This window comes from Massilia agilis (genome assembly GCF_024756255.1).
GTDB classification, from domain to species: Bacteria; Pseudomonadota; Gammaproteobacteria; order Burkholderiales; family Burkholderiaceae_D; genus Telluria; species Telluria agilis.
Genome location: NZ_JANUHB010000004.1, coordinates 151,193 through 175,258 on the forward strand (window position 1 = coordinate 151,193; position 24,066 = coordinate 175,258).

At 66.3% G+C, this 24,066-nt stretch carries 27 protein-coding genes; 12 read left to right on the forward strand and 15 right to left on the reverse strand.

The genetic code is table 11. From position 1 onward, the window contains the following. Positions 1 to 87: 87 nt before the first annotated feature. From NX774_RS17220 to hutC, 7 genes are all read right to left on the reverse strand, one after another. Positions 88 to 1,809, reverse strand: a complete 1,722-nt coding sequence (locus NX774_RS17220; protein WP_258823493.1) for a glycosyltransferase family protein — start codon at positions 1,807 to 1,809, stop codon at positions 88 to 90. A gap of 118 nt (positions 1,810 to 1,927) precedes the next feature. Beyond that, the gene (locus NX774_RS17225; RefSeq protein WP_091665976.1) at positions 1,928 to 2,197 is read right to left on the reverse strand and encodes a type B 50S ribosomal protein L31; all 270 of its coding nucleotides are present in this window, start codon (positions 2,195 to 2,197) and stop codon (positions 1,928 to 1,930) included. A gap of 136 nt (positions 2,198 to 2,333) precedes the next feature. Further along, positions 2,334 to 2,591 carry a hypothetical protein gene (locus NX774_RS17230; RefSeq protein ID WP_258823494.1) on the reverse strand — a complete coding sequence of 86 codons (258 nt, stop codon included), beginning with the start codon at positions 2,589 to 2,591 and terminating at the stop codon, positions 2,334 to 2,336. A gap of 122 nt (positions 2,592 to 2,713) precedes the next feature. Continuing rightward, on the reverse strand, positions 2,714 to 2,947 hold the full coding sequence (locus NX774_RS17235; protein WP_258823495.1) for a hypothetical protein: 234 nt from the start codon (positions 2,945 to 2,947) through the stop codon (positions 2,714 to 2,716). Positions 2,948 to 3,296: 349 nt separating this feature from the next. Then, complete coding sequence (gene rho, locus NX774_RS17240) at positions 3,297 to 4,559, reverse strand: transcription termination factor Rho (protein WP_258823496.1); 1,263 nt, start codon at positions 4,557 to 4,559, stop codon at positions 3,297 to 3,299. Between the two features lie 138 nt (positions 4,560 to 4,697). After that, positions 4,698 to 5,024 (reverse strand): thioredoxin TrxA, encoded by a 327-nt coding sequence (trxA, locus tag NX774_RS17245; RefSeq protein WP_258823497.1) that lies wholly within the window; start codon positions 5,022 to 5,024, stop codon positions 4,698 to 4,700. 254 nt (positions 5,025 to 5,278) lie between these two features. After that, the gene (gene hutC / locus NX774_RS17250; protein WP_258823498.1) at positions 5,279 to 5,998 is read right to left on the reverse strand and encodes a histidine utilization transcriptional repressor HutC; all 720 of its coding nucleotides are present in this window, start codon (positions 5,996 to 5,998) and stop codon (positions 5,279 to 5,281) included. 133 nt (positions 5,999 to 6,131) lie between these two features. Here hutC and ada point away from each other — a divergent pair, with 133 nt between their 5' ends. From ada to hutI, 9 genes are all read left to right on the forward strand, one after another. Next, positions 6,132 to 7,199 carry a bifunctional DNA-binding transcriptional regulator/O6-methylguanine-DNA methyltransferase Ada gene (gene ada / locus NX774_RS17255; protein ID WP_258823499.1) on the forward strand — a complete coding sequence of 356 codons (1,068 nt, stop codon included), beginning with the start codon at positions 6,132 to 6,134 and terminating at the stop codon, positions 7,197 to 7,199. Next, positions 7,196 to 7,885 carry a 2OG-Fe(II) oxygenase gene (locus NX774_RS17260; RefSeq protein ID WP_258823500.1) on the forward strand — a complete coding sequence of 230 codons (690 nt, stop codon included), beginning with the start codon at positions 7,196 to 7,198 and terminating at the stop codon, positions 7,883 to 7,885. The genes ada and NX774_RS17260 overlap by 4 nt, the downstream gene beginning before the upstream one ends. Positions 7,886 to 7,990: 105 nt before the next feature. Beyond that, positions 7,991 to 9,667 (forward strand): amidohydrolase, encoded by a 1,677-nt coding sequence (locus tag NX774_RS17265; RefSeq protein ID WP_258823501.1) that lies wholly within the window; start codon positions 7,991 to 7,993, stop codon positions 9,665 to 9,667. Positions 9,668 to 9,784: 117 nt separating this feature from the next. After that, a complete protein-coding gene (hutU, locus tag NX774_RS17270) occupies positions 9,785 to 11,497 on the forward strand; it encodes a urocanate hydratase (RefSeq protein WP_258823502.1) in 1,713 nt (570 codons plus the stop codon). A 7-nt stretch (positions 11,498 to 11,504) separates the two neighbouring features. Further along, the gene (gene hutH / locus NX774_RS17275; protein WP_258823503.1) at positions 11,505 to 13,067 is read left to right on the forward strand and encodes a histidine ammonia-lyase; all 1,563 of its coding nucleotides are present in this window, start codon (positions 11,505 to 11,507) and stop codon (positions 13,065 to 13,067) included. A 30-nt stretch (positions 13,068 to 13,097) separates the two neighbouring features. Continuing rightward, a complete protein-coding gene (hutG, locus tag NX774_RS17280; protein WP_258823504.1) occupies positions 13,098 to 13,886 on the forward strand; it encodes an N-formylglutamate deformylase in 789 nt (262 codons plus the stop codon). Then, positions 13,883 to 15,250 carry a formimidoylglutamate deiminase gene (locus NX774_RS17285; RefSeq protein ID WP_258823505.1) on the forward strand — a complete coding sequence of 456 codons (1,368 nt, stop codon included), beginning with the start codon at positions 13,883 to 13,885 and terminating at the stop codon, positions 15,248 to 15,250. Before hutG ends, NX774_RS17285 begins: the two co-directional genes overlap by 4 nt. Beyond that, positions 15,247 to 15,825, forward strand: coding sequence for a HutD/Ves family protein (locus NX774_RS17290; RefSeq protein ID WP_258823506.1), 579 nt, complete (start codon positions 15,247 to 15,249; stop codon positions 15,823 to 15,825). Before NX774_RS17285 ends, NX774_RS17290 begins: the two co-directional genes overlap by 4 nt. Further along, positions 15,818 to 17,068: an imidazolonepropionase gene (hutI, locus tag NX774_RS17295; protein WP_258823507.1), complete on the forward strand. Its 1,251-nt coding sequence runs from the start codon at positions 15,818 to 15,820 to the stop codon at positions 17,066 to 17,068. Before NX774_RS17290 ends, hutI begins: the two co-directional genes overlap by 8 nt. Positions 17,069 to 17,117: 49 nt before the next feature. Here the strand turns inward: hutI and NX774_RS17300 are convergent, their stop codons facing one another. The 5 genes from NX774_RS17300 to NX774_RS17325 form a co-directional block, all read right to left on the reverse strand. Next, complete coding sequence (locus NX774_RS17300) at positions 17,118 to 17,309, reverse strand: hypothetical protein (protein ID WP_258823508.1); 192 nt, start codon at positions 17,307 to 17,309, stop codon at positions 17,118 to 17,120. 361 nt (positions 17,310 to 17,670) lie between these two features. After that, positions 17,671 to 18,159 (reverse strand): GNAT family N-acetyltransferase, encoded by a 489-nt coding sequence (locus tag NX774_RS17305; protein ID WP_258823509.1) that lies wholly within the window; start codon positions 18,157 to 18,159, stop codon positions 17,671 to 17,673. Next, positions 18,156 to 19,094, reverse strand: coding sequence for a DMT family transporter (locus tag NX774_RS17310; RefSeq protein WP_258823510.1), 939 nt, complete (start codon positions 19,092 to 19,094; stop codon positions 18,156 to 18,158). Before NX774_RS17310 ends, NX774_RS17305 begins: the two co-directional genes overlap by 4 nt. 192 nt (positions 19,095 to 19,286) lie before the next feature. Continuing rightward, on the reverse strand, positions 19,287 to 19,733 hold the full coding sequence (locus NX774_RS23415) for an outer membrane lipoprotein (protein ID WP_307731328.1): 447 nt from the start codon (positions 19,731 to 19,733) through the stop codon (positions 19,287 to 19,289). 94 nt (positions 19,734 to 19,827) lie between these two features. After that, complete coding sequence (locus NX774_RS17325; RefSeq protein ID WP_258823775.1) at positions 19,828 to 20,274, reverse strand: Mpo1 family 2-hydroxy fatty acid dioxygenase; 447 nt, start codon at positions 20,272 to 20,274, stop codon at positions 19,828 to 19,830. 58 nt (positions 20,275 to 20,332) lie between these two features. Here NX774_RS17325 and NX774_RS17330 point away from each other — a divergent pair, with 58 nt between their 5' ends. Together NX774_RS17330 and NX774_RS17335 are read left to right on the forward strand one after the other, a co-directional pair. Further along, the gene (locus NX774_RS17330; RefSeq protein ID WP_258823511.1) at positions 20,333 to 20,833 is read left to right on the forward strand and encodes a DNA-deoxyinosine glycosylase; all 501 of its coding nucleotides are present in this window, start codon (positions 20,333 to 20,335) and stop codon (positions 20,831 to 20,833) included. A gap of 83 nt (positions 20,834 to 20,916) precedes the next feature. Further along, entirely contained in the window at positions 20,917 to 21,642 is a 726-nt protein-coding gene (locus tag NX774_RS17335; RefSeq protein WP_258823512.1) for a hypothetical protein, read from the forward strand. Between the two features lie 98 nt (positions 21,643 to 21,740). On the opposite strand, the gene NX774_RS17340 is transcribed toward NX774_RS17335, so the two are convergent. Then, positions 21,741 to 22,058, reverse strand: coding sequence for a type II toxin-antitoxin system RelE/ParE family toxin (locus NX774_RS17340; protein WP_258823513.1), 318 nt, complete (start codon positions 22,056 to 22,058; stop codon positions 21,741 to 21,743). After that, positions 22,046 to 22,330 (reverse strand): CopG family ribbon-helix-helix protein, encoded by a 285-nt coding sequence (locus NX774_RS17345; RefSeq protein WP_258823514.1) that lies wholly within the window; start codon positions 22,328 to 22,330, stop codon positions 22,046 to 22,048. Before NX774_RS17345 ends, NX774_RS17340 begins: the two co-directional genes overlap by 13 nt. A 294-nt stretch (positions 22,331 to 22,624) precedes the next feature. On the opposite strand from NX774_RS17345, the gene infA reads away from it, so the two are divergent. Next, positions 22,625 to 22,888 carry a translation initiation factor IF-1 gene (gene infA / locus NX774_RS17350; RefSeq protein ID WP_258823515.1) on the forward strand — a complete coding sequence of 88 codons (264 nt, stop codon included), beginning with the start codon at positions 22,625 to 22,627 and terminating at the stop codon, positions 22,886 to 22,888. A 4-nt stretch (positions 22,889 to 22,892) separates the two neighbouring features. On the opposite strand, the gene NX774_RS17355 is transcribed toward infA, so the two are convergent. Further along, a complete protein-coding gene (locus NX774_RS17355; protein WP_258823516.1) occupies positions 22,893 to 24,062 on the reverse strand; it encodes a tetratricopeptide repeat protein in 1,170 nt (389 codons plus the stop codon). Positions 24,063 to 24,066 lie beyond the last annotated feature (4 nt).

Sequence of the window (24,066 nt, forward strand, 5' to 3'; positions counted from 1 at the left end):
ATTTGCAATAAAACAATGCGCGCATGCGGCATGCATGCCTTGGGGCGGCGCGGACGAAAAAAAGCCCCGCGCGGGCGGGGCTATTGGTCAGCGCCGGCGGTAGAGCCGGAAGCGCTCGTCGCGGTCGGACGGGCGCCGTCCTTCCCACAGCATGGTGTAGTCGCGCAGCCCGAACTGCTGCGCCATCTGGCGTTCATCCTTCAGGCGCACGCTGTCCTGCAGCAGCAGGTAGTCGCAACGGCCGGCGTTCTCCACGCCGGCGAACGGCAGGTGGCCGAAGTAGGCGAACGAGGCGCGCTGCGCGGGGCCGACATTGGTGTCGATGCAGTTGGTCTCGGCCGGCAGGCGCGCCGCGATCTGCTGGGCGACGCTGGCGTAGCTCTTGCTGTAGTTAAGGTCCGGCAGGAACAGCGTCATCACCAGCACCCACAAGAGGATCAGGCCGCCGGACGACAGCACCACCGCGCGCCACAGCACCGACGGCTGGCGCGAGATGCGCCAGTGGACCAGGAAGAACCAGCCGATCGTGGCCGCCAGCGCGACGACGAAGGCGACCAGGCCGAACTCCGGATGAAAGCCCGGCACCAGCTTGAGCGCGTTTTTGGCCAGCTGCGCCGGCCAGCCGGTCAGCTTGGCGATCCAGAACAGCCAGACCAGCGCGCCCAGCGTGGTCAGCACCATCACCGAGAACCAGTCGATGCCGTTGATCGCGCCGCGCTTCATGGTCGGCAGGCCGAACGCGGCCATCAGCGCGAGCGGCGGCAGCAGGCGCAGCATGTCGCCGTTTTCCGGCAGCGGGTCGCACACGATCAGCACCGTGAGCGCGGCCACGAAGTACAGCGGCAGCACGATGTGCAGCAGCTTTTCCTGGCGCCGCCAGGCCCAGATCGCCCAGAACGCAAACGGCCAGGCCGGCCAGAAGAACCACACGCCGACGCGGAAGAAGGTCTTGACCGAGAACCAGCCGGGCAGGGCGAGTTGCGACAGGTTCCACGCGTTCCATCCCGCGATCGGCGCGCCGTTGTACGGGTGGGCCAGCAGCGCCGGCACCATCCAGACCAGCGTGATGCCTACGCCCACGCCAAGGGCCAGTGCCAGCTCGCGCAGGGTGGGGCTGGCGGGCATCTTGAGAAAGCGGGTACACAGGAACAGGGCCAGCACCAGCACGAGGGGCGAGGCGTAGCCGCGGGTCAGTGCCAGCGCCCCCAGCGACAGGCCGATCAGGGCCGCGTTGCGCGGCGACGGCAGCTCGACATAGCGCACCGCGCGATACAGGAAATAGGCCAGCAGCGAGCCTTGCAGGGTGGCCGCGAGCGTCTCGTGGCTGAGCGCGAGCAGGCCCAGGCAGCCCAGGTAGATCAGCACCGCGGTGTCGGCCAGCGTGCGGCCGTAGTCGTCCGGCTCGGGCTGGCCGCCGAACGCCAGCCGCAACGGCTGCGCCTCGGCGCGGCGGCCCAGGTGGAAGGCGGTGTACCACAGCGAAGCGGTGCCGGCGACAAAAATGGCGATGGTGGACAGGCGCGCGGCCAGCACGTCGCCCAGCAGCCAGCCGAACAGCTTGATGCACAGGGCGCCCAGCCAGAACGCAAGCGGTCCTTCCTCGGGCGCCGGCAGGCCGGCGATGTTCGGCAGCAGCCAGTCGCTGATGTTCCCGTGCGCCATGGTCCACATGATGCCGAAGCTGGCGGCATCGTCCTTCCACGGGTCCCGCCCGATCAGCCCTGGCAAGATGTACAGCAGGCCAAGCGCAAACAGCGCCCAACGTGGCAGCGCGAGGGTGGCGGCGGCGGGAAGGCGGACGGGTTTCATCTATAGCGGAAGCAATTCGATATTAGTCGCGTAGTATAGCCGCGAAAAAAAGAAAGGAAGCCGGGGGCTTCCTTTCTTGTTGGAAAGCCAACAGGCTTTCCGGGATACGTGCACGAAATTAGCCGTTGGCGACGGAGGTCTTCGAACCGACCGAGCCGAACTTCTGGCGGAACTTCTCGACGCGGCCAGCGGTGTCGACGATCTTGTGCTTGCCGGTAAAGAACGGGTGCGATTCAGCGGACACCTCGATCTTGACCAGCGGGTATTCCTTGCCTTCGAAATTGATGGTTTCGCGGGTGGCGATGGTCGAACGGGTGATGAATTTGAAGTCGCACGACAGGTCGTGGAACACAACTTCGCGGTAATCCGGATGGATATCGGTCTTCATGGTTTTGCCTCGGTTAGTTTGGTAGCCAACCAGCACTTCGTCGGTCGCCTTGCTTCTTGACCCGATTGCTGATCACTTGCCTGGGGTTGAATACTGAACCGGCGATTATACAGCCTGCCGGGAGAAGGAGGCAATATCAATGGCGCAACAGGGTCAGTATGGTGGCAAACATGCCGGCGAAGCCGAGGACCATGGTGACGAGGAGTGCAAACATCCAGCGCGATACACCGCCAAACTCCGCCCGTAGTTCGGCTTTCAGCTCCGCCAAGTCGGTTTTGGTCGCGAGCGTCGGCAAGATCGTGTCAAATCGCGTTTCCAGGATCGTCAGCCTTCTGTCGAGCTGGTAAGGGTCGTCGTGTCGATTGGCCGTTGTCTCGGTCGATTCGGTAGCCATGCCCACTCCATGCGAAAAGGCCCATTCTTGCAGGCCGGGCCGCCAGCGCATTGATGCGGCCATACTACCGGACAAATAGAAAAGGCGGCACACGGCCGCCGTCTGTGGTTCCGGTAAGCTGATCAATGGCGCAAAAGGCCGATCATGGTACCGATGACGCCAGCGAAGCCTAGCACCATCGTTAAAAAGTAACCGAGCAGTAGCGTCTTCAGCTCGGATTTGAGCTCGGCCACGTCGGCCTTGGTTGCGAGCGTTGGGAGGATCGTGTCGAAACGTGTCTCAAGAATCGTCAGCCGGCGGTCCAGCTGGTACGGATCGTCTGGTCTGGCGCCCATCTGTGTTGTTTCGGTCGCCATGTGATCTCTCTCCAAGTCTAAGCAGAGATTGTTGCAGCATCCAGCCACCTGCACAGTGACGTGCCCATACTACCGGACAAATAAAAAAGGCGGCACACGGCCGCCTTTCCTGGTGCGCTAAGCGAGCTTAGCCGCCCCGACCGTGAAGCAGGGGTTTCATGGGGCACCGCCCCATGCCTGCGAAACGGCTTGGCCATGCTTGGCCAAGCTCCCTGCGCCTCACTTGTCGCGGGAGGGGTTACCCGCCCCGGCGGTGAAGCAGGGGTTTCATGGGGCACCGCCCCATGCCTGCGAAACGGCTTGGCCATGCTTGGCCAAGCTCCCTGCGCCTCACTTGTCGCGGGAGGGGTTACCCGCCCCGGCGCATCATGTCGAAGAACTCCACGTTGTTCTTCGTCGCGCGCATCTTGTCGAGGATGAACTCCATCGCCTCGATCTCGTCCATCGAGTACAACAGCTTGCGCAGGATCCAGATCTTTTGCAGCTGGTCCGGCTTGATCAAGAGTTCTTCGCGGCGGGTGCCCGACTTGTTCAGGTTGATCGCCGGGTACACGCGCTTCTCGGCCAGGCGGCGCTCCAGGTGCACCTCCATGTTGCCGGTGCCCTTGAATTCCTCGTAGATCACGTCGTCCATGCGCGAGCCGGTTTCGATCAGCGCGGTGGCCACGATGGTCAGCGAGCCGCCTTCTTCCACGTTACGCGCGGCGCCGAAGAAGCGTTTCGGGCGCTGCAGCGCGTTGGCGTCCACACCGCCGGTCAGCACCTTGCCCGATGCCGGGATCACGGTGTTGTAGGCGCGCGCCAGGCGGGTGATCGAGTCCAGCAGGATCACCACGTCCTTCTTCATCTCGACCAGGCGCTTGGCTTTCTCGAGCACCATCTCGGCAACCTGCACGTGGCGGGTGGCCGGCTCGTCGAAGGTCGATGCCACCACTTCGCCGCGCACCGAACGCTGCATCTCGGTCACTTCCTCGGGGCGCTCGTCGATCAGCAGCACGATGAGCGTGACGTCCGGGTGGTTGGCCGTGATCGCGTGCGCGATGTGCTGCAGCATGACCGACTTGCCCGACTTGGGCGAGGCCACCAGCAGGCCGCGCTGGCCTTTGCCGATCGGCGCGATCAGGTCGATGATGCGGCCGGTGATGTTCTCGGCGCCGTTCATGTCGCGCTCGAGGCGCAGCGGCACGTTCGGGTGCAGCGGCGTCAGGTTCTCGAACAGGATGCGGTGCTTGGACGCTTCCGGCGACTCGCCGTTGACCTTGTCCACCTTCACCAGCGCGAAATAGCGCTCGCCGTCCTTCGGCGTACGCACCTCACCCTCGATCGAATCGCCCGTGTGCAGGTTGAAACGGCGGATCTGCGACGGCGAGATGTAGATGTCGTCGGTCGAGGCCATGTAGCTCGCGTCCGGCGAGCGCAGGAAGCCGAAGCCGTCGGGCAGCACTTCGAGCGCGCCGTCGCCGAAAATCTGCTCGCCCTGTTTCGCGCGCTTTTTCAGGATCGCGAACATGAGTTCTTGTTTGCGCAGGCGCGCTGCGTTGTCGATATCGAGGCTGATCGCCATCTCCAGCAAGGCGGAGACGTGCATTGCCTTCAGTTCTGAGAGGTGCATGTGTGTGGGTGTCCCGTGGCGGGAAAGTAAAGGTAGGGGAGGGAACTACGCGGGTTCGTTAAACTGGGCTGGAGCTACTGCCCCGGTGCCCGTTTGGGAAATGACGGCAGCGCGGGCGCGCTGCCGCCGCCTATGGTATCAGATATTGCTGTCGATGAACGAGGTCAGCTGGCCCTTGGCCATTGCGCCAACCTTCTGGGCCGCAGCCACGCCGTTCTTGAACAGGATCAGGGTCGGGATGCCGCGGATGCCGAACTTGGCCGGCACGGTCTGGTTGGCGTCCACGTCCATCTTGGCGACCACGATCTTGCCGTCGTATTCTTTCGCGACCTCTTCCAGGATCGGGGCGATCATCTTGCAGGGGCCGCACCACTCGGCCCAGAAGTCGACCAGGACCGGGCGCTCGGACTTGAGCACGTCGGTTTCAAAAGAGGCATCGCTGATGTGTTTGATGTTTTCGCTCATTATGTTCCTCAAGTGAGGTAGTCAATTAATGCCTTGCCCGTCGATCGATCAACCGGCTGCCGCCTGGCTGCCAGGCCGGCGCACACAATGGTGGAGACACGGTGTGCGATATTCAATATCTGGAGGGCGGCTAGAGGGAGTCAGGCGGGGATTAGTCGAAATAATAACCGATTTTCCAGAAAAGTGTTCCGGCGTTTGTACAAAATCTCAACATGCGCGACGGGTGCGCAACGGCTTTGCCGAACCCGGCGCGCCTAGCCCACGCTGCCCGAGAATTGCGCCAGGTGGCCGGGGTGCCACATCGTCGCGACCGTGGCGACCAGGCCGCGCGACATCGTCTGGCGTTTGAGCACCAGGCAGCAGGCCTTCGCTTCGATCTCGAGCATGGCCGCGACCTCCGCGGGCGCCGGCAGCGCCTCGATGCGGTAGGTGGCGCCGGACAGCGGGGCGGCCTGCATCAGGTGTTCGTTGGGGGTGATGCTGGAGAAGTCCTGCTCCAGGTAGTTTGGTGCGCAGGCCGGATTGACCCAGCGGTCCTCGACCTGGATCGGCACCTCGTCTTCCAGGTGCACCACCACCGAATGGAACAGCGGCGTGCCGGGCTCCACCCCGAAGCGGGCCGCCAGCGTCTCGCTGGCCGGGGCGCGTTCGAGCAGGCGGCAATCGCTGCGGTGGGCGTGGCCCCGGGCGCGGATTTCGTCGGCGATATTGCGGATCTCGACCAGCGTGGCCTGGTACTTTTGGGGGGCGACGAAGGTACCGGCGCCCTGGCGGCGGGTGAGCACCTGCTCGGCGGTCAGCTCGCGCACGGCACGGTTGACCGTCATGCGCGATACCCCGAACTGGCGCACCAGCGCCTGCTCGGACGGCACCAGGTCCCCCTCCTTCCAGCGGCCGCTGGCGATTTCGGCGACCAGGTAGTCCTTGATGCGCTGGAAGATCGGGGTGTTGTCTTGCGCGCTGTGTTCTTCCAAACTACTCTCCGAAGTTCCCGGCTTCTCGGCCGGGCATAGCCGGATTCTACCGCCAATTCGACAGCAAGAGTCGGAGTGCCGGCGCGGCGGCGGTCCACTACGATGGTCCCAATGCCAACCAGAGGAGCGTGCCATGCAAGCACCAAGCAGCAAGCGATTTGACACCAATGATGAGCGCTGGGCCGCCGTGCGCGCACGCGACGCCGCCGCCGACGGCCTGTTCGTCTATTCGGTCAGGAGCACCGGCGTGTACTGCCGGCCATCGTGCCCGTCGCGCCCGGCCCGCCGCGAGAACGTCGCTTTCCACGACAGTTGCGCGGATGCGGCGGCCGCCGGCTTTCGCGCCTGCCTGCGCTGCCGCCCGGACCAGCCGCCGCTGGCCGAGCGTCAGGCCGCCGCGGTCGCGCGCGCCTGCCGCCTGATCGAGCAAGCCGAGGAACAGCCGGACCTGGACAGCCTGGCGCAGGAAGCCGGCATGAGCCGGTTCCACTTCCACCGCGTGTTCAAGGCCCACACCGGAATCACGCCCAAGGCCTATGCCGCCGCACGCCGCGCCGAGCGCCTCAAGCACGAGCTGGCGCAGGCGCCGACCGTGACCACCGCCGCCTACGATGCCGGCTTCAATTCGAGCGCTCGCTTGTACGCGGCCTCGAACGAGGTGCTGGGCATGACGCCCACCCGCTTTCGTGCCGGCGGCAGCGGCGAGTCGATCCGGTTCGCCGTCGGCGGCTGCTCGCTCGGCGCGATCCTGGTCGCTTCCACCGCCAAGGGCATCTGCGCGATCCTGATCGGCGACGACCCCGAGCTCCTGGTGCGCGACCTGCAGGACCGCTTCCCGCGCGCCGAGCTGCAGGGCGGCGACGCCGAGTTCGAGCGCACGGTGGCACTGGTGGTCGGCTTTGTCGAGGCGCCCGGCATCGGCCTGGACCTGCCGCTGGACGTGCGCGGCACCGCGTTCCAGCAGCGCGTGTGGCAGGCCCTGCGCGAGATCCCGGCCGGGCAGACCGTGAGCTATGCCGAACTGGCGCAGCGCCTGGGCATGCCGCAGGGCGCGCGCGCCGTGGCCAGCGCCTGCGCCGCCAATGCGCTGGCGGTGGCCGTTCCCTGTCACCGCGTGGTGCGCAACGACGGCGCGCTGTCCGGCTACCGCTGGGGCGTGGAGCGCAAGCAGGCGCTGCTCGAACGCGAGGGCAGCCGATGATCGCGCACGACTGGGAGCGCGTGCGCGAAGAGCTCGACGGGTTCGGCTGCGCCGTCATCCCGGGCCTGCTGTCGCCCGCCGAATGCGATGGCTACGCGCAAAGCTATGCCCGGCCCGAACTGTTTCGCAGCCGGGTGGTGATGGAGCGCTTTCAATTCGGGCGCGGCGAGTACCAGTACTTTGCGTATCCGCTGCCGCCAGGGCTGGCCGCCTTGCGCGGCGCGCTCTACGAGCCGCTGGCGCGCATCGCCAACGGCTGGCAGCGGGCGCTGGGCGAGACCGGGCGCTTTCCGCCCACCCATGCCGAATACCTGGCGCGCTGCCATGCCGCCGGCCAGACGCGCCCGACGCCGCTGCTGCTGCAATACGGCGCGGGCGACTACAACTGCCTGCACCAGGACCTGTACGGCGAATTGGTCTTCCCGCTGCAGGTGGCGGTGCTGCTGTCGCGCCCCGGCGCCGATTTCACCGGCGGCGAATTCGTGCTGACCGAGCAGCGCCCGCGCATGCAGTCGCGCGTCGAGGTGGTGCCGCTGGCGCAGGGCGATGCCGTGATCTTCCCCGTCAGCCAGCGGCCGGTGGGCGGCACGCGCGGGCCCTACCGCGTCAATATGCGGCACGGCGTGAGCCGCGTGCGCAGCGGCACCCGGCACACGCTGGGCATCATCTTCCACGACGCTGCCTGACCCCATCCGCTGCGGTTTGACCATTCCGCAATTTTCTATACACTCTGCTTCTTGCCCCCGGATCCCGAATGGGGTCCTCCATCACAAGAACGGAGAAAACATCCCATGCGCCTGCGCCAGATTCCCCTGCAGTGTTCCTTGCTCGCCGCCGTCGGCTTCGCCGGCCTGGCCCATGCCGATACGGTGATCGACCGCGCCAACGGCTACACCCTCAATACCAAGGGCGACCTGGTGCAGTTCGAATCGATGGCGTTCGACGACAAGGGCCGCATCATCGCGGTGGGTGCTGCCAGCGAGGTGGCGGCCCGGGCGCCGGGCGCAAAGCACGTGGACCTGCATGGCCAGACCGTGCTGCCGGGCCTGATCGACGCGCACGGACACGTGTTCGGCCTGGGCGGCATGCTGACCCAGCTCGACCTGTCCGCCACCTCCTCGCTGGCCGATGCGCTCAAGGCCATCGGCCAGTACGCGGCCACGCGCAGCGCGGGGGACTGGCTGCATGGCCGCGGCTGGAACCAGGAGAACTGGAAGCTGGGGCGCTTCCCGACGGCCGCCGAGCTCGATGCCGTGGTCAGTGACCGCCCGGCCTGGCTGCAGCGCGTGGACGGCCATGCCGGCTGGGCCAACAGCCGCGCGCTGGCGGCCGCCGGCATCACCAAGGCCACGCCGGACCCGGTGGGCGGCAGGATCATGCGCGACGCCGAGGGCAACCCGACCGGGGTGCTGGTGGACGCGGCGCAGGAGCTGGTCAATCGCGTGGTGCCCAGGCTGGGTGAGGAAGAAGCACGCCGCCAGCTCGACGCCGCCCTCGGGGAAATGGCGCGGGTGGGCCTGACCAGCGCGCACGACGCCGGCATCGGCGTGGCCGAAGACCGCCTGTACCGCGACTACGCCGACCACGGCAAACTGACCGCGCGCATCTACGCCATGATCGGTGGCACCGGCGCCGACTTCGACCAGCTGGCCAAGAACGGCCCGCTCAAGAGCTATGCCGGCGACATGTACGCGCTCGCCGCCGTCAAGCTGTACGCCGACGGCGCGCTGGGCAGCCGCGGCGCCGCGCTGATCCAGCCGTATTCGGACGAGCCGGCCTCGCACGGCCTGCTGTTCCACAAGAACGCCGAGATCGACGCGATGATGAAGAAGGCGATGCAGAAGGGCTACCAGGTCAACGTGCACGCGATCGGCGACGCCGGGAACCGCCAGATCCTCGACACCTTCGCCAAGGAGATCCCGGCCACGAAGACCGGCGCGCTGCGCCACCGGATCGAGCACGCCCAGGTGGTGGCGCTGGCCGACCTGCCGCGCTTCAAATCGATCGGCATCATCCCGTCGATGCAGCCGACCCACGCAACCTCGGACAAGAACATGGCCGAGCAGCGCGTGGGCCATGAGCGCATCAAGGGCGCCTATGCCTGGCGCACCTTCCTGCAGCAGGGTTCGCGCATCGCCTGCGGTTCCGACTTCCCGGTCGAGTCGCCCAACCCGTTCTACGGCATCCACGCGGCGGTGACCCGGCAGGACCACCAGGGCCAGCCGATTGCCGGCTGGTATCCCGAGCAGGAAATGTCGCTCAAGGAAGCGTTCCGCTGCTTCACGCTTGACGCAGCATACGCCGGCCACCAGGAAAACAACGTAGGCTCGCTGGAACCTGGTAAATACGCGGACTTCATCGTGATCGACCGTGACCTGTTCAAGATGTCGCCGTACGATATCTACCAGACCCGGGTACTGCAGACCTGGGTGGCCGGCCGCCCCGTGCTGCAGCAAGACGGCCGTTGATTCGGGCGCCACGCCGGGTCCGGCCGGTTTGACAATGTTGTATAGACAACTTAGACTCTGAGCATCGCAAGGCGCGCGATCGGGTTCGCGCGCCGTTTCCTTTCGAAGGGAGTTGCCATGACCGCAGAATCGCACCAATCCGGCGCCGACCCGCGCTTCGACCCCAGCCGGGTCGTCCGCGCCCCCCGCGGCAGCGAGCTTAGCTGCAAGAGCTGGCTCACCGAAGCAGCGTACCGCATGCTGCAAAACAATCTCGATGCCGAGGTCGCGGAAGATCCGCAGCGCCTGGTGGTCTATGGCGGCATCGGCCGCGCCGCGCGCAACTGGGAGTGCTTCGACCAGATCCTGGCGTCCCTGCGCGAGCTCGAGGACGACCAGACCCTGCTGGTCCAGTCCGGCAAGCCGGTGGGCGTGTTCCGCACCCATCCCGACGCCCCGCGCGTGCTGCTGGCCAACTCCAACCTGGTGCCCAAGTGGGCCACCTGGGAGCACTTCAACGAACTGGACCGCAAGGGCCTGTTCATGTTCGGCCAGATGACCGCCGGCAGCTGGATCTACATCGGCACCCAGGGCATCGTGCAGGGCACCTACGAGACCTTTGCCGAGGCCGGGCGCCAGCACTTTGGCGGCGACATGGCGGGGCGCTGGATCCTGACCGCTGGCCTGGGCGGCATGGGCGGCGCGCAGCCGCTGGCGGCCACGTTCGCGGGCGCGGTGTCGCTGGTGGTCGAGTGCGACCAGACCCGCATCGATTTCCGCCTGCGCACCCGCTACCTGGACAAGCAAGCCGCCAGCATCGACGAGGCGCTGGCGCTGGTGGCCGAGCACACGGCGCGGCGCGAGGCGGTCTCGATCGGCCTGCTCGGCAATGCGGCCGAGGTGCTGCCGGAACTGGTGCGCCGTGCGCGCGCCGGCGGCCTGGTGCCCGACCTCGTCACCGACCAGACCTCGGCGCACGACCTGGTTCACGGCTACCTGCCGCGCGGCTGGACGATCGGAGAGTGGCGCGCGGCCCAGCAGGACCCGGCGCAACACGCCCGCCTGACCAAGGCGGCGGCGCAGTCCTGCGCCGAGCACGTGCGCGCCATCCTCGACTTCAAGCAGATGGGCGCGCGCGCGGTTGACTACGGCAACAACATCCGCCAGGTCGCGTTCGACGAGGGCGTCAAGGAGGCGTTCGACTTCCCGGGCTTCGTGCCGGCCTACATCCGCCCGCAGTTCTGCGAAGGGCGCGGGCCGTTCCGCTGGGTGGCGCTGTCCGGCGACCCGGAGGACATCTACAAGACCGACGCCAAGATCAAGGAGCTGTTCCCGCAGCACCGCCACGTGCACCGCTGGCTCGACATGGCGCGCGAGCGCATCGCCTTCCAGGGCCTGCCGGCGCGCATCTGCTGGCTCGGGCTGGGCGAGCGCCACCTGGCGGGCCTGGCGTTCAACGAGATGGTGAAGAACGGCGAGCTCAAGGCGCCCATCGTGATCGGCCGCGACCACCTCGACACCGGCTCCGTGGCCAGCCCCAACCGCGAGACCGAGGCGATGCGCGACGGGACCGACGCGGTGTCCGACTGGCCGCTGCTCAACGCCCTGCTCAACACGGCCGGCGGCGCAACCTGGGTGTCGCTGCACCACGGCGGCGGCGTGGGCATGGGCTACTCGCAACACGCGGGCGTGGTGATCGTGGCCGACGGCACCGAGGCCGCGGCACGGCGCCTGTCGCGCGTGCTGTTCAACGACCCGGCTTCGGGCGTGATGCGCCATGCCGACGCCGGTTACGACAGCGCGGTGGCCTGCGCCCGACGCGCCGGCCTGAACCTCCCGATGATCAAGTAAGGCATCCATGAAACGATCCGAATCCAGCCTCGTCCTGCGCCCCGGCGCACTCACCCTCAACGACCTGCGCGCCGCGTGGGGCGCGCACGGCACGCTCGCGCTCGAACCTGGCGCCTGGGCTGCCATCGACGCCTCCGCCGCCGCGGTCCAGGCCATCGTTGCCAAGGGCGACCCGGCGTACGGCATCAACACCGGCTTTGGCCTGCTCGCCAAAAAGCACATCGAGCACGACCAGCTGGCGCAGTTGCAGCGCAACCTGATCCTGTCGCACGCCGTAGGCACAGGCGAGCTGCTGCCCGACGCAGTGGTGCGCCTCATCCTTCTCACCAAGATCGGCAGCCTGGCGCGCGGCTACTCCGGCGTGCGGCGCGTGATCGTCGATACGCTGGTCGCGCTCTACAACGCCGGCATCATGCCGGCCATTCCGTCGCAAGGATCGGTGGGCGCGTCGGGCGACCTGGCGCCGCTCGCGCACATGACGCTGGCCATGCTCGGCGTCGGGCAGGTGCGCGTGGACGGCCGCCTGCTTGACGCAAGCGAGGCACTGGAGCGCGCCGGCATCGAACCGGTCGAGCTGGGGCCGAAGGAAGGCCTGGCGCTCATCAACGGCACCCAGGTCTCGACCGCGCTCGCGCTCGACGGCCTGTTCATGGCCGAGCGACTGCTGGAAGCCGGCATGGTGTCGGGCGCGCTGTCGCTGGACGCCGCGCGCGGCAGCGACGCGCCGTTCGACCCGCGCGTGCACGCCGTGCGCGGCCAGCCGGGCCAGATCGCCGCGGCCGCCATCTACCGCCAGCTGGTGGCCGGCAGCGCGATCCGCGCCTCGCACCTGGTCGGCGACGAGCGCGTGCAGGACCCGTACAGCCTGCGCTGCCAACCGCAGGTGATGGGCGCCGTGATGGACATCATCGCCAACGCTGGCCGCACGCTGCTGATCGAGGCCAATGCCGTCACCGACAACCCGCTGGTGTTTGCCGACGCCGGGGCGCCGGACCGGGGCGAAGTCATCTCGGGCGGGAACTTCCACGCCGAGCCGGTCGCGTTTGCGGCCGACACGCTGGCGCTGGCCATTGCCGAGATCGGCGCGCTGGCCGAGCGCCGCATTGCGCTGCTGATCGACGCCACCTTGTCCGGCCTGCCGCCGTTCCTGGTGCGCGAGCCGGGCGTCAATTCGGGCTTCATGATCGCGCACGTGACCGCGGCGGCGCTGGCGTCGGAGAACAAGTCGCTGGCACATCCGGCCAGCGTGGACAGCCTGCCCACCTCGGCCAACCAGGAGGACCACGTCAGCATGGCCACCTTCGCGGCGCGCCGGCTGGGCCAAATGGCGCACAATACGGCGGTCATCGTCGGGATCGAGCTGCTGGCGGCGGCGCAGGGGATCGACTTCCACCGGCCGCTCGCCAGCTCCGCCTATCTCGAAGACGTGCACGCGCGCCTGCGCCAGCGGGTGCCGCGCTTCGACGAGGACCGCTTCTTCGCGCCGGACATCGAGGCCGCGCGCCGCATGGTGGTCGACGGCGAACTGTCGGCATCGTGCAAGGAGCTGTTCGCGGCGCTGCACGCTTGATCGCAACCCAGCTAACAACAGGAGTCGTCCATGGAGTTCAGGTTCAAGGCAGGCACTGTTCCGATGTTGTTGTCGATGCCGCACGTGGGCACCGACATCCCGGACGAGGTCGCGCATGCGCTGGCGCCGTGCGCCCGCGCGCTGGCAGACACCGACTGGCACCTCACGCGGCTGTACGACTTTGCCGAGGCGCTGGGCATCTCGGTGCTGTCGGCGCGCTGGTCGCGCTATGTCATCGACCTGAACCGCCCGCCCGAGGATACCAACCTGTATCCCGGCATGGACACCACCGGCCTGTGCCCGGTCGATACCTTCGGCCGCGAGAGCCTGTACCTGCCCGGCAAGGAGCCCGGCACCGCTGAAGTCGAGCGGCGCTTGGCACGCCACTGGCGTCCCTACCATGACCAGCTGCGCGCCGAACTGGACCGCCTGCTGGCGCTGCACGGCCGCGTGCTGCTGTGGGACGCGCATTCGATCGCGTCCACCGTGCCGCGCTTTTTCGAGGGCCGCCTGCCGGACCTGAACTTCGGCACCGCCGAAGGCAAGTCGTGCGACCCGGGGCTGGAGCAAGCGGTGGTGGACGTGGCGCGCGCGCACGGCAAGTTCTCGATTGCGGTCAACGGCCGCTTCAAGGGCGGCTACATCACGCGCCACTACGGCCGGCCGCACGAGAACGTGCACGCGATCCAGCTCGAGATGTGCCAGTGCCTGTACATGGACGAGGCGGCGCCGTTCGCCTGGCGGCCAGAAGCCGCCGCCGGGGTCCAGCCGCTGCTGGCCCAGATGGTCGGCGCCGCGCTCGAATGGGTGCGCACATGATGGCCCTGTTCGCGCGCCATGCGCTGCTGCCCGAGGGCTGGCGGCGCGACGTGCTGGTCGAATGGGACAGCAAGGGCGACCTGGTGCGCGTGCAAGCCGGGGCCTCACCCAAGATCGGCGTGGCGCGCGCCGACTACGTGGTGCCGGGCATGGTCAACCTGCACTCGCACGCGTTCCAGCGCGCGATGGGCGGCCTGACCGAAAAGCTTGGCGACGGCCCGGACAGCTTCTGGACCTGGCGCGAGCTGATGTACCGGTTTGCGGGCCGCATCTCGCCCGCGCAGCTGGAAGCCATTGCGGCACAGCTGTACGTGGAATGCCTGCGCCACGGCTATACGTCCGTGTGCGAGTTCCACTACCTGCACCGTGACCCCAACGGCGCCACCTACGCGCGAGCGGCCGAGATGGCCGAACGGATCGCCACCGGGGCCCAGCAGGCCGGCATCGGCATGACCCTGCTGCCCGTGCTCTACAGCCATGCCGGCTTTGGCGAGCAGCCGCTGCGGCTGGAACAGCAGCGCTTTCGCAGCGACGTCGAACTGGTGCTGCGGATCGCCGAAAGCCTCGAGCACCTGCGCGGCGGGCAGTTCGAGGTGGGCGCGGCGCCGCACTCGCTGCGCGCGGCCGGCGCGGCGCAGGTGCGCGAGCTCGCCGCGTCGCTGCCGCACGACCGCCCGCTGCACATCCACATCGCCGAGCAGCAGGCCGAGGTCGAGCAGTGCCTTGCTGCCTGCGGCAAGCGCCCGGTCGAATACCTGATGGAGCGCGTCGGCGTGGACGAGCGCTGGTGCCTGGTGCATGCCACCCACCTGGTGGACGAGGAGGTCGAGGCGCTGGTCGCAAGCGGCGCGGTGGCCGGCCTGTGCCCGACGACCGAAGCGAACCTGGGCGACGGTCTGTTCCCGCTGGCCTCCTACATCGAGGCGGGCGGGCAGTTCGGCATCGGCAGCGACAGCCATGTGTCGCAAAGCCCGGTCGAGGAGCTGCGCTGGCTGGAGTATGGCCAGCGCCTGTTGCGCCAGCGCCGCAATGTCGCTGCCACGCGCGAACGGCCCGACGTCGGCCAATACCTGTGGCAGGAGGCGCTGCGCGGCGGCGCCCAGGCAGCCGGGCGGCGCGTTGGCGCGCTCGAGGCGGGGCGGCGTGCCGACCTGCTGGTGCTCGATGGTGCGCATCCCAACCTGGAAGGCGTGGCCGACGAGGACGTGCTCGGGCGCTTCATCTTCTGCGGCAACGACAACCTGGTGCGCGACGTGCTGGCCGGCGGCCACTGGGTCGTGCAGGGCGCTCGCCACATCGCGCAGGACGCGATCGCCGAGCGCTACCGCCACGCCATCCACCAACTGCGCGAGGTGCGCCCATGAGCACTCTGATTCCTTTTGCAGGGCTGTCACCGGTCCCGTGGAAAAATGGCGGCGGCAGCACCACCGAGATCGCCATCGCCCCGCCTGACGCTGGCTTCGACGAGTTCGAATGGCGCGTGAGCCTGGCCACGATTGCCGCGGACGGGCCGTTCTCGCAGTTCCCGGGCGTGGACCGCACGCTGGTGCTGGTGGAGGGCCATGGCGTGACGCTCGACTTCGAGGACGGCGAGCGCGTGCTGGTGTGCGAGGACGATCCGCTGGCGGCCTTCCCGGGCGAGCCCCGCGTCGACGCCAAACTCAATCGCGGCGCCACCACCGACTTCAACGTGATGACGCGCCGCGAGCGCTGCCACCACGAGTTCGGCCGGCGCGCGCTGGCCGGCACCTCGACTTTTGCGCCGCGCGGCGATATCACCGTGCTGTTCCTGGCGCAGGGCGACAGCCTGACGGTCGCAAGCGACGCCGAGCGCATCGGCATGGTGCGTTTCGACGCGCTGGTCTTCGACGGCGACGCCCTGTGGACGCTGGAGGCAGTGCAGGCCGAGATCTTCATCGTTGACATCTTCTATGAGTGAACCGCCGCGCGCGCGCTGGGACGCGCTGTTCACCAACGTGCGCCTGGCCACCATGACCGATGGCTACGGCGAGCTGGTTGATGCCGCCATCGCGGTGGCGGGCGGGCGCATCGCCTGGCTGGGACCACGCGGCCAAGTGCCGGGCGAAGCGCGCACGGTGCACGATTGCGGCGGCGCATGGATGACGCCCGGCCTGATCGATTGCCACACCCATATTGTTTACGCCGGCAACCGCAGCGACGAGTTCGAGGCGCGCCTGAACGGGGCAGGCTACGAGGAGATCGCGCGGCGCGGCGGCGGCATCATGTCCACGGTGCGCGCCACACGCGCGGCGAGCAGGGACGAGCTGGTGCGCGCCAGCCTGCCGCGGGTGGCCAGCTTGCTGGCCGAGGGCGTGACCACCATCGAGATCAAGTCGGGCTATGGGCTGACTTTGGAAAGCGAACGGGCGATGCTGCAGGCCGCGCGCCGCATCGGCGAACTGCTGCCGGTGCGGGTGGTCACCACCTTCTTGGGCGCGCACGCGCTGCCGCCCGAGTTCGCCGGCCGTGCGGACGACTACATCGGCCACCTGTGCGAGCACATGCTGCCCGAGCTGGCGGGGCAGGGGCTGGTGGACGCGGTGGACGCCTTCTGCGAACGGATCGGCTTTTCGCACGACCAGACGCAGCGCCTGTTCGAGACCGCCCGCAAGCTGGGCCTGCCGGTGAAGCTGCACGCGGAGCAGTTGTCGGACCAGCAGGGCGCGCAGCTGGTCGCGCGCTACGGCGGCCTGTCGGCCGACCACCTGGAGCATCTGTCGCCCGAGGGCGTGCGCGCGATGGCGGACGCGGGGACGGTGGCGGTGCTGCTGCCGGGGGCCTTTTACTTCTTGCGCGAGACAGTGGTGCCGCCGGTAGACGCGCTGCGCGCGGCCGGCGTGCCGATTGCGCTGGCGACCGACTGCAACCCGGGCACCTCGCCGATGACCTCGCTCCTGCTGGCCATGAACATGGCATGCACCCTGTGGCGCCTGACACCGCAGGAAGCGCTGGCCGGCTGCACCGTCCACGCAGCGCGCGCGCTCGGCATGCAAAACGAGGCCGGCACGCTCGAAGTCGGCAAGCGCGCCGACTTTGCCTTGTGGAAGATTGCGCGCCCGGCCGACCTGGCCTACGGCATCGGCTTTAACCCGTGCCAGGCGGTGGTCAACGCGGGCGTGCTGCGGCCGGCGCAGGTGCCGGTACCGGCGGGCGCCTGCTGAGCATCAAGGAACCGTGGATGACACGCGGGCGCGCCGCAACAGGCGTCGATCAAAGCGATTGCAGTTTGGCCCGTGTGGCGGAAACCGCACGGTGCAGCATGCGCTCGGCGTGGAAGTCATTCTCGCGCTGGGCCGCGATGGCCTGCAGGTGGCGCGTGTAGCTGTCGAGGCGGGCACGCAGCACCGCTTTCTGCCATGCCTTGTATAGCCGTGAGGTGATCGCTTTGACGGTTGATTTCATGGTGGTCGCCCTCGTGGAGAAGCCACCATTTTCGGTTACCGCCGGCTATTGTTCTTGTGTTAACTCAATCGCGCCACACGGGCGCTGTCCAGTTGACCGCGCTCAAACCACAGTTTTCCAGCTGAGTAATTATTGAACCAAGGGTAGTGGCGAAAGCGGTAACCAGATGTAAAGAGAGCGGAATGGCTTGACCCCAACAGTTAAAGTACAACTTGTTGTTGATTCCAGTCTCCCCTCCCCATCTAAAAAATGGGTTCGCCCACGGCAGCAACAGCGCCGTGGGCTTTTCTTTTGCCCGCATCCGCGGACGGGTAGGGTGGGCAGATCCTGCCCACGCGTTCAACGCGCGACTGCGCAGCCCTCAGGCGGCAGCCAGCGCGGTCAGCGACTCGCCCGTCACCCGGCAGATGCGCCAATCCGGCAGGATCGCCGCGCCCATCGCCTTGTAAAAATTAATCGCCGGCTCGTTCCAGTCCAGCACCGACCACTCGAAGCGGCCGCAATGGCGTTCCACCGCAATCTGCGCCAGGTGCTTGAGCATGGCCGTGCCGTAGCCCTTGCCGCGGTGCGATTCGCGCACGTACAGATCCTCCAGGTACAGGCCCTTCTTGGTCAGGAAGGTCGAGAAATTATGGAAGAACAGGGCGAAGGTCACCACCTGGCCGTTCTCCTCGCCGACGATCGCCTCGCACGACGGGTTGGCGCCGAACAGGCCCTCGTGCAGCAGCGCCTCGGTGGCCACCACCAGGTGCTCGAGCTTTTCGAACACGGCCAGCTCGAGGATCATCGAGTAAATGTGGGCGACGTCGGAAGGGGTGGCCGGGCGGATGGAAAACTTGTTCGTGGTCATGGTGTGGTTTCGATTGCGTTGTCTAAACGGATGGATACCGGCTTGGCGGCCGGCGCGCGCAAGGCCCAGGCCACGCTGCCCAGGCACACGGCGATGCCCAGCCACTCGATGAGGCCGGGACGGAAATGTTCGAGGCGGATCGACAGCAGCACCGAAATCACCGGCGAAATCACGGTGGTGTACACGGCCTTTTGCGAGCCGATCCGGTTGATGAGGGTGAAGTAGGCGAAGAACGCGATCACCGAGCCGAACAGCGACAGGTAGATCAGGCCCGCGTAGTAGCTCGGCTTGGCGGGCAGCACGAACGGCTGGCCGGTGGCGACGCACCAGAGGGCCACGAATATCGTCCCCCACAGCATCGACCAGCCCATCGTCAGCATCAGGTTGGACGACTGCTCGCGCACCTTGGTCACCACCACGCTGCCGGCGGAGCTGGCAATGGAGGCCACCACCGCCAGCGCCGCGCCCAGCAAAAAGCCGCCGGTGCCGCCGTGCGTCAGTTCGTGCAGCGCTTCGCCGATCGACTGCCAGAACAACATGGTCACACCGGCGATCGCAGCTATGCCCGCGGTGAAGGTGCGTGGCGACAGCGGGGTACCCAGGCCAATGCGCGCGCACACCGGCGTCCAGAACACCATCAGCGCAAACAGCACGGCCACCAGCGCCGAGACCACGTGCTGCTCTGCGTTGTAGGTGCAGACGTAGGATACGCAGAAGGTCAGCAGGCCCTGCAACATCATCCACTTTTGCGCGCGCCAAGGCAGCATCAGTTTGCCGCCGCGCAGCAGGCAGGTTGCGAACAGCGCGCTCGACGCCAGTCCAAAGCGATAGACCACCGAGATGGCCGGCGGCACTTCACCCAGTTCAAGGGTGATGGCCCAGAAAGTGGAGCCCCAGATGATGGAGGCGATGGCAAAGAGCGCGGAAGAAGGCATCGCGAAAGTATACGTGCTTTCGCAGTTTCTTGTTGGCATGAATATGGCTGGCCGCCTCGACGGCGGGACGGGGCAGCGGGTGCGTACAGCACAAGTGATCCCGGCCGACACTCAAGCCCGTAGGTGGGCACCGTGTGCCCACGCGTGATACGCGGCGCCACGCGGCGCCGCACCGGCTCGCAGCCGCCGCGCTCAGTGCGACACGCGGGTCGTCGTCCCGTTGCTCAGCAGGCGCACACGCTCGCCCGGCCGGAACTGCTCGTCGGCTGTTTGCGTGATCGCCACCAGTTCGCCCGTGTCCAGGCGCACCGTGATCTCGATGCCGGGCTTGGTGTTGGCCGACTGCTCGATCCGCTGGCCGAGCAAGCCGCCGGCCAGCGCACCGACGATCGCCCCGGCCGCCTCGCCCTTGCCGCCACCGATGTTGGAGCCGGCCAGCCCGCCGAGCGCGGCGCCGCCCACGGTGCCCACGCCCCGCTCGGGATTGACGATGCTGACGTTGCGGATCGATTCGACCGTGCCGGTACGCACGAACTGTTCGTTCTGCGTCTGGTAGTAGTTGTACACGCTGGACGATTGCGGCGGCGTGGCGCAGCCGGCCAGCACGCTGGCAAGCACAAGGACGGGGACAAGTTTCATGGCAGCCTCCGGTCGGAACGAGGTCCGGTCGAAGACAGCTTACGCGTCGCTTTGGCGTACTGCCAGCGGCAAAAGGTATCTGTATGTAACGCGCTCAATAAGCCAGGTTCAGCCGGCGGTACAAAAAGCCGAGCACGAACAGCGGCCCGATCAGCAAAAACCGCAGGTCGTCGAAGAACGACGGCTTCTTGCCCTCGATCTTGTGGCCGATGAACTGGCCGACCCAGGCCAGCACGAACAGCGCCACCGACATCGGCAGCACGGTCATCGGCGGCATGAAAAGGAGCAGGCCGAGCATCAGCGTGGTCATCACGAACATGCCCGCCGCGAACCGGCGCGACAGCTTGGCGTAGTACCACAGCGAGCCCTCGGCCACGATCAGCGCCACCAGCGGGTTGATCGCCCACAGCATGCCCAGCAGCGTGAACACGATCACCGGCACGCACACGATGTGGATCAGCTCGTTGGTCGGGTTGCGGTGGCTCTCGGCATATTGCGCGAGCAGCGCGTCGATGGTGCGCGGTTGTGCGGCCTGTTCCATGGTCGTCCCCTCGTGTTCGGTTTTATGCGGGAATTCTACACCGGCTAGAATCGCTGCCATGGCTTCCACTCCAGACAGTTCAAACACCTCGCTTGCGGGCCTTGCGCCCGTCATTTCGCCGGCGATCCGCGTGATCGTGCTCGGCAGCTTTCCGGGCGCCGCATCGCTCGCCGCCGGCCAGTATTACGCGCACCCGCGCAACCAGTTCTGGCGCCTCATCTCCGCCGTGACCGGGGAAGACCTGGCCGCATTGCCTTATGCCGAAAGGTTGCCGCGTCTGCTCGCCCATCGGATCGGCCTGTGGGACGTGCTGGGCGCGTGCGAACGCAAGGGCAGCCTGGACGCCAGCATCCGCAATGCGCGGGCCAACGACTTTGCACTGCTGCGCGAGCGTTGCCCCCAGCTGGAGACGATCGGCTTCAACGGCCAGGCATCGGGCAAATTCGCGCCGCAGTTCGCGCAGGCGGGCTTTCGCACCGTAGTGCTGCCCTCGTCCTCACCCGCCCATGCAAGCATGAGCTATGAGCGCAAGCTGGAAGCATGGCTGGCGCTGAATTGATCAGGCGGGCAGAACTTAACGCTGTTATCGCAAATCCGATTTGTCGATTAATGGCTTCTACATAACTTGCAAGCGAAGGCAACATGACAAGACTCGACAAGTTCAGTGCAACTGAGGATTCCGCGATCCCCTCGGACGAGGCTATCCAGCAAGTGATTGCAATAATCACGAAGGCAACGACCGCGAAGCGACCAATGTTCCCGTTGAGCCCTTGGGAGCAGCGGCTGGCATCGCTTGAACGGCGCTTTTTGGCGCACGCCGTCCATGCGTCCATGGTGATGGTTTTCACGGCTGCGCTCGCGGTGTATTTTGACTCGAGGCCACTGACAGACACGACGCTTGTCCTCGGCATACTCTCGCAGCTGCTCGTCATCGTCATGTCCGTAGTGGGCATTGTCAGTAGCGCGCCGTTTCTGTTTCAGACAATAAGATCACCGTACGGACAGTTCATGGACCTTGTACGCTTGTCAGCACAACATGACCTGGCGTTCGTTAGCGAACTGAGCAAGTGTTCGAAAGAGGCAATGCAATACGTGCTTGTCCAGTACCGACAAGCGCGCAACGGATACGAACGCCGTTCAGGAATGCTGGGCGGGGCCATCGATAAAGTCGGAATATTCCCAGCACTCGCCGGCCTCGTCCTGTTGGTGTCAAATTTGCTGAAGGTACCGGGTTCGACCTCGTGGGCAAGTTTTTTCGCTCCTTTGCTGTTGGCCTTTTATTTCCAATCGATAGGCGCGGCCCAAATGACGCTAAAAATGGACAGAATTGTCGCTCTGCTGGAGTTCGCGATTCAGGCCAAGAAGTGAGTGTGATTAATCTGGGGTGTTGACGGCGGCGAGTTCAAGCGCGAGTGCAAGTTACCCAGCTGACTGGGGAGGTGACAGTTTCGCCCAGCATTTAGAGCTCACGGATTCCGAGGCCTTGCATCAGTATGGAAGAATCCGGCTTCGCGCTGGTGCCGTATCGCGAGTATAAGAACGGCATCGTCGTTGGCTTCATAGCTGTAGAGTGCGACATAGCCGGTTCTGCCCTGTGAGATGACGAGCTCCCTGAGCCCGGACTCGGCCGGTCGGCCGATCAAGGGGTGGCGAGCGAGTACACTTACCGCATCATCAATCAGGTCGAGCGCTTCGAGTTGTACGCTGACACCTTGCCCTGCTAAAAAGTCGCTGATGTGCTCAAGGTCGGCAAGGGCCTGGCTGGAATAGCTTATTTCCGCCATGTCTTGGTGCTAGGCCTGGGCGTCTGTTTGTCGCCGATGCGTGTGCGCAGATACGTGCGTACCTCGTCCGCGTCATGCCCGTGTCCGCTCTGGCGCATCTCATTGCGTGCCGCCAGTGCCTGAGCAACAAATTGCGTGCGTAGTTCTACTGCATCGGCTGCTTGACGGATGGCGTCGACCATGAACGCATGTGGACTGACACCTAGTTCCTGGGCTGCCTTGACTGCTCGTTGCTTGACTTCATCGGGAAGTTTGAGGGTCGTGGTCGACATGATGAGTGTTTGCGCGAGTTGGCGATGGTGTCACCAAGGTAGCACCTGCTGCCCTGCGCCGCAAGAGACCCGCTTCCGGACGCGATATCGAGGTACGTGATACACTGAAGCAAAGCCCGATGAAAGGCCGGCTTTTCCAAGCCCTTCCTCATTCACCCGGTGGCGAGCGCAATGCTGCCACTCTTACATCTTCACCCCGCATTCCCGTTCGCGCGCCTCGAGCAGCGCGGCACACAGGCGTCGTGCATCCTTGCGTCGGCGTTGCTATTCATTTTATTTTTAAAGGACCTACGCATGGCAAAGGAAGAACTGATCGAAATGAGCGGTATGGTGACCGAAATTCTGCCGGAAATGCGCTTTCGCGTTGACCTCGACAACGGCCACAAACTGGTTGCCTACACTTCCGGCAAGATGAAGAAGAACCACATCCGCATTCTCGCCGGTGACAAGGTGACCCTGGAACTGTCCCCTTACGACCTGAACAAGGGCAGGATCGTGTTCCGCCATATCGAAACGCGTTCCGCCACGCCCCAGCAGCGCTACCCGCGCCGCCGCTGACGCGTTAGCGCGCCGGCGCCTGCGGCACCAGGCTGCGCAGGTGCGCCAGCTTGGCCGAGTACAGCGCGCGCGTTTCGCGCCGGGTGGTGGTGTCGATCGCGATCGACAGCTGCTCGCGCGCGCGTGCCGGTTCCCCCAGGCGCAGGCAGGCCAGCGCCAGCCAGAAGTGGAACTCGTCGTTGTAGGGCGCGCGCTCGACCTCGCGCTCGAACAGCCGTTTGGCCGCCGCGTAGTCGCCGCGGTTGAACGCCTTCATGCCCTCGTCAAAAAAGCGGAACGGCGGGTCCGGGTCCAGCTTGGCCAGGCGCGCCGCCAGTGCGGCCGATTCGGCCGGCTTGCCGTTCGCGGCCAGCACCGGCACCAGATTCTGCATCACGACCAGGTTGTCTGGTTCACGCTCTAGCGCGGCGCGAAACACGCGTTCGGCGTGCTCGCCGTCGCCGCGCTTCTGATACACCACACCCAGCGTGTTAAACGCCATCACCGGCGCGTTCGGCCGCGCCACCGCCGTGCGCGCCCACCAGTAGGCGTCGTCGATGCGGTTCTGCACCAGCGCTTCGGCCGCGCGGTTGTTCATGTAGAGCGTGACGATGTCGTCCTCTTCCAGCGCGCGGGTGCGAAAGCGCGCCGCTTCCGGCGGCGGCAAAAAGTCCACCGTGACCGGATGGTCGAGATCCCCGATGCGCAGCCCTTCCTTGTTGCGCGTGCTCAGCGACAGGTTCACGTGCGAGCTGACCAGGTACAGGCCGGAGGTGCGGCTCCAGGTCTCGTCCACGTCCACGCTCTGGAATTGCACTTTCATGCCCAGCTGATACGCAAACGCGGCCGTCATGATCACCAGCGACAGGCAGTTGCCGGACTTGGCGGCGAAGGTTTGCGCGGCGGTGCGGGTGGTGCTCGATTCGTATTCGAGCTTCAGTTCGCCCTTGTCGTAGAGCGCATCGAGCAGCCCGGCCACCGCGCCTTTCTCGCGCACCCGGATCGAGAAGCCGGGGCTGTGCAGGTAGGCCCGCATTTCGGGGCTGAGCGCGAACAGCGCGCTGGTATCCACCGGTTCGGACGACGCGCCGAACGCGCCGTCGTCAAACAGCGAAGAGCCGGGCGGCAGGGCAGGGGGCGGCGCGCTGGCACAGCCGGCCAGCAGCGCTGACAGCAGGACCGCCGCAATTTTCATGACA

What these genes read in the sequence shown, in the direction of transcription:
- trxA (WP_258823497.1), bottom strand. Translation starts at nt 5,024, where the DNA reads ATGAGCGAAAACATCAAACACATCAGCGATGCCTCTTTTGAAACCGAC.
- hutI (WP_258823507.1), top strand. Translation starts at nt 15,818, where the DNA reads ATGAGTGAACCGCCGCGCGCGCGCTGGGACGCGCTGTTCACCAACGTG.
- NX774_RS17265 (WP_258823501.1), top strand. Translation starts at nt 7,991, where the DNA reads ATGCGCCTGCGCCAGATTCCCCTGCAGTGTTCCTTGCTCGCCGCCGTC.
- hutG (WP_258823504.1), top strand. Translation starts at nt 13,098, where the DNA reads ATGGAGTTCAGGTTCAAGGCAGGCACTGTTCCGATGTTGTTGTCGATG.
- NX774_RS17235 (WP_258823495.1), bottom strand. Translation starts at nt 2,947, where the DNA reads ATGGCGACCGAAACAACACAGATGGGCGCCAGACCAGACGATCCGTAC.
- NX774_RS17305 (WP_258823509.1), bottom strand. Translation starts at nt 18,159, where the DNA reads ATGACCACGAACAAGTTTTCCATCCGCCCGGCCACCCCTTCCGACGTC.
- NX774_RS17290 (WP_258823506.1), top strand. Translation starts at nt 15,247, where the DNA reads ATGAGCACTCTGATTCCTTTTGCAGGGCTGTCACCGGTCCCGTGGAAA.
- NX774_RS17355 (WP_258823516.1), bottom strand. Translation starts at nt 24,062, where the DNA reads ATGAAAATTGCGGCGGTCCTGCTGTCAGCGCTGCTGGCCGGCTGTGCC.
- NX774_RS17335 (WP_258823512.1), top strand. Translation starts at nt 20,917, where the DNA reads ATGACAAGACTCGACAAGTTCAGTGCAACTGAGGATTCCGCGATCCCC.
- NX774_RS17225 (WP_091665976.1), bottom strand. Translation starts at nt 2,197, where the DNA reads ATGAAGACCGATATCCATCCGGATTACCGCGAAGTTGTGTTCCACGAC.
- NX774_RS17220 (WP_258823493.1), bottom strand. Translation starts at nt 1,809, where the DNA reads ATGAAACCCGTCCGCCTTCCCGCCGCCGCCACCCTCGCGCTGCCACGT.
- NX774_RS17230 (WP_258823494.1), bottom strand. Translation starts at nt 2,591, where the DNA reads ATGGCTACCGAATCGACCGAGACAACGGCCAATCGACACGACGACCCT.
- ada (WP_258823499.1), top strand. Translation starts at nt 6,132, where the DNA reads ATGCAAGCACCAAGCAGCAAGCGATTTGACACCAATGATGAGCGCTGG.
- NX774_RS17310 (WP_258823510.1), bottom strand. Translation starts at nt 19,094, where the DNA reads ATGCCTTCTTCCGCGCTCTTTGCCATCGCCTCCATCATCTGGGGCTCC.
- hutH (WP_258823503.1), top strand. Translation starts at nt 11,505, where the DNA reads ATGAAACGATCCGAATCCAGCCTCGTCCTGCGCCCCGGCGCACTCACC.
- hutU (WP_258823502.1), top strand. Translation starts at nt 9,785, where the DNA reads ATGACCGCAGAATCGCACCAATCCGGCGCCGACCCGCGCTTCGACCCC.
- NX774_RS17260 (WP_258823500.1), top strand. Translation starts at nt 7,196, where the DNA reads ATGATCGCGCACGACTGGGAGCGCGTGCGCGAAGAGCTCGACGGGTTC.
- NX774_RS17345 (WP_258823514.1), bottom strand. Translation starts at nt 22,330, where the DNA reads ATGTCGACCACGACCCTCAAACTTCCCGATGAAGTCAAGCAACGAGCA.
- NX774_RS17285 (WP_258823505.1), top strand. Translation starts at nt 13,883, where the DNA reads ATGATGGCCCTGTTCGCGCGCCATGCGCTGCTGCCCGAGGGCTGGCGG.
- NX774_RS23415 (WP_307731328.1), bottom strand. Translation starts at nt 19,733, where the DNA reads ATGAAACTTGTCCCCGTCCTTGTGCTTGCCAGCGTGCTGGCCGGCTGC.
- NX774_RS17300 (WP_258823508.1), bottom strand. Translation starts at nt 17,309, where the DNA reads ATGAAATCAACCGTCAAAGCGATCACCTCACGGCTATACAAGGCATGG.
- rho (WP_258823496.1), bottom strand. Translation starts at nt 4,559, where the DNA reads ATGCACCTCTCAGAACTGAAGGCAATGCACGTCTCCGCCTTGCTGGAG.
- NX774_RS17325 (WP_258823775.1), bottom strand. Translation starts at nt 20,274, where the DNA reads ATGGAACAGGCCGCACAACCGCGCACCATCGACGCGCTGCTCGCGCAA.
- NX774_RS17330 (WP_258823511.1), top strand. Translation starts at nt 20,333, where the DNA reads ATGGCTTCCACTCCAGACAGTTCAAACACCTCGCTTGCGGGCCTTGCG.
- infA (WP_258823515.1), top strand. Translation starts at nt 22,625, where the DNA reads ATGGCAAAGGAAGAACTGATCGAAATGAGCGGTATGGTGACCGAAATT.
- NX774_RS17340 (WP_258823513.1), bottom strand. Translation starts at nt 22,058, where the DNA reads ATGGCGGAAATAAGCTATTCCAGCCAGGCCCTTGCCGACCTTGAGCAC.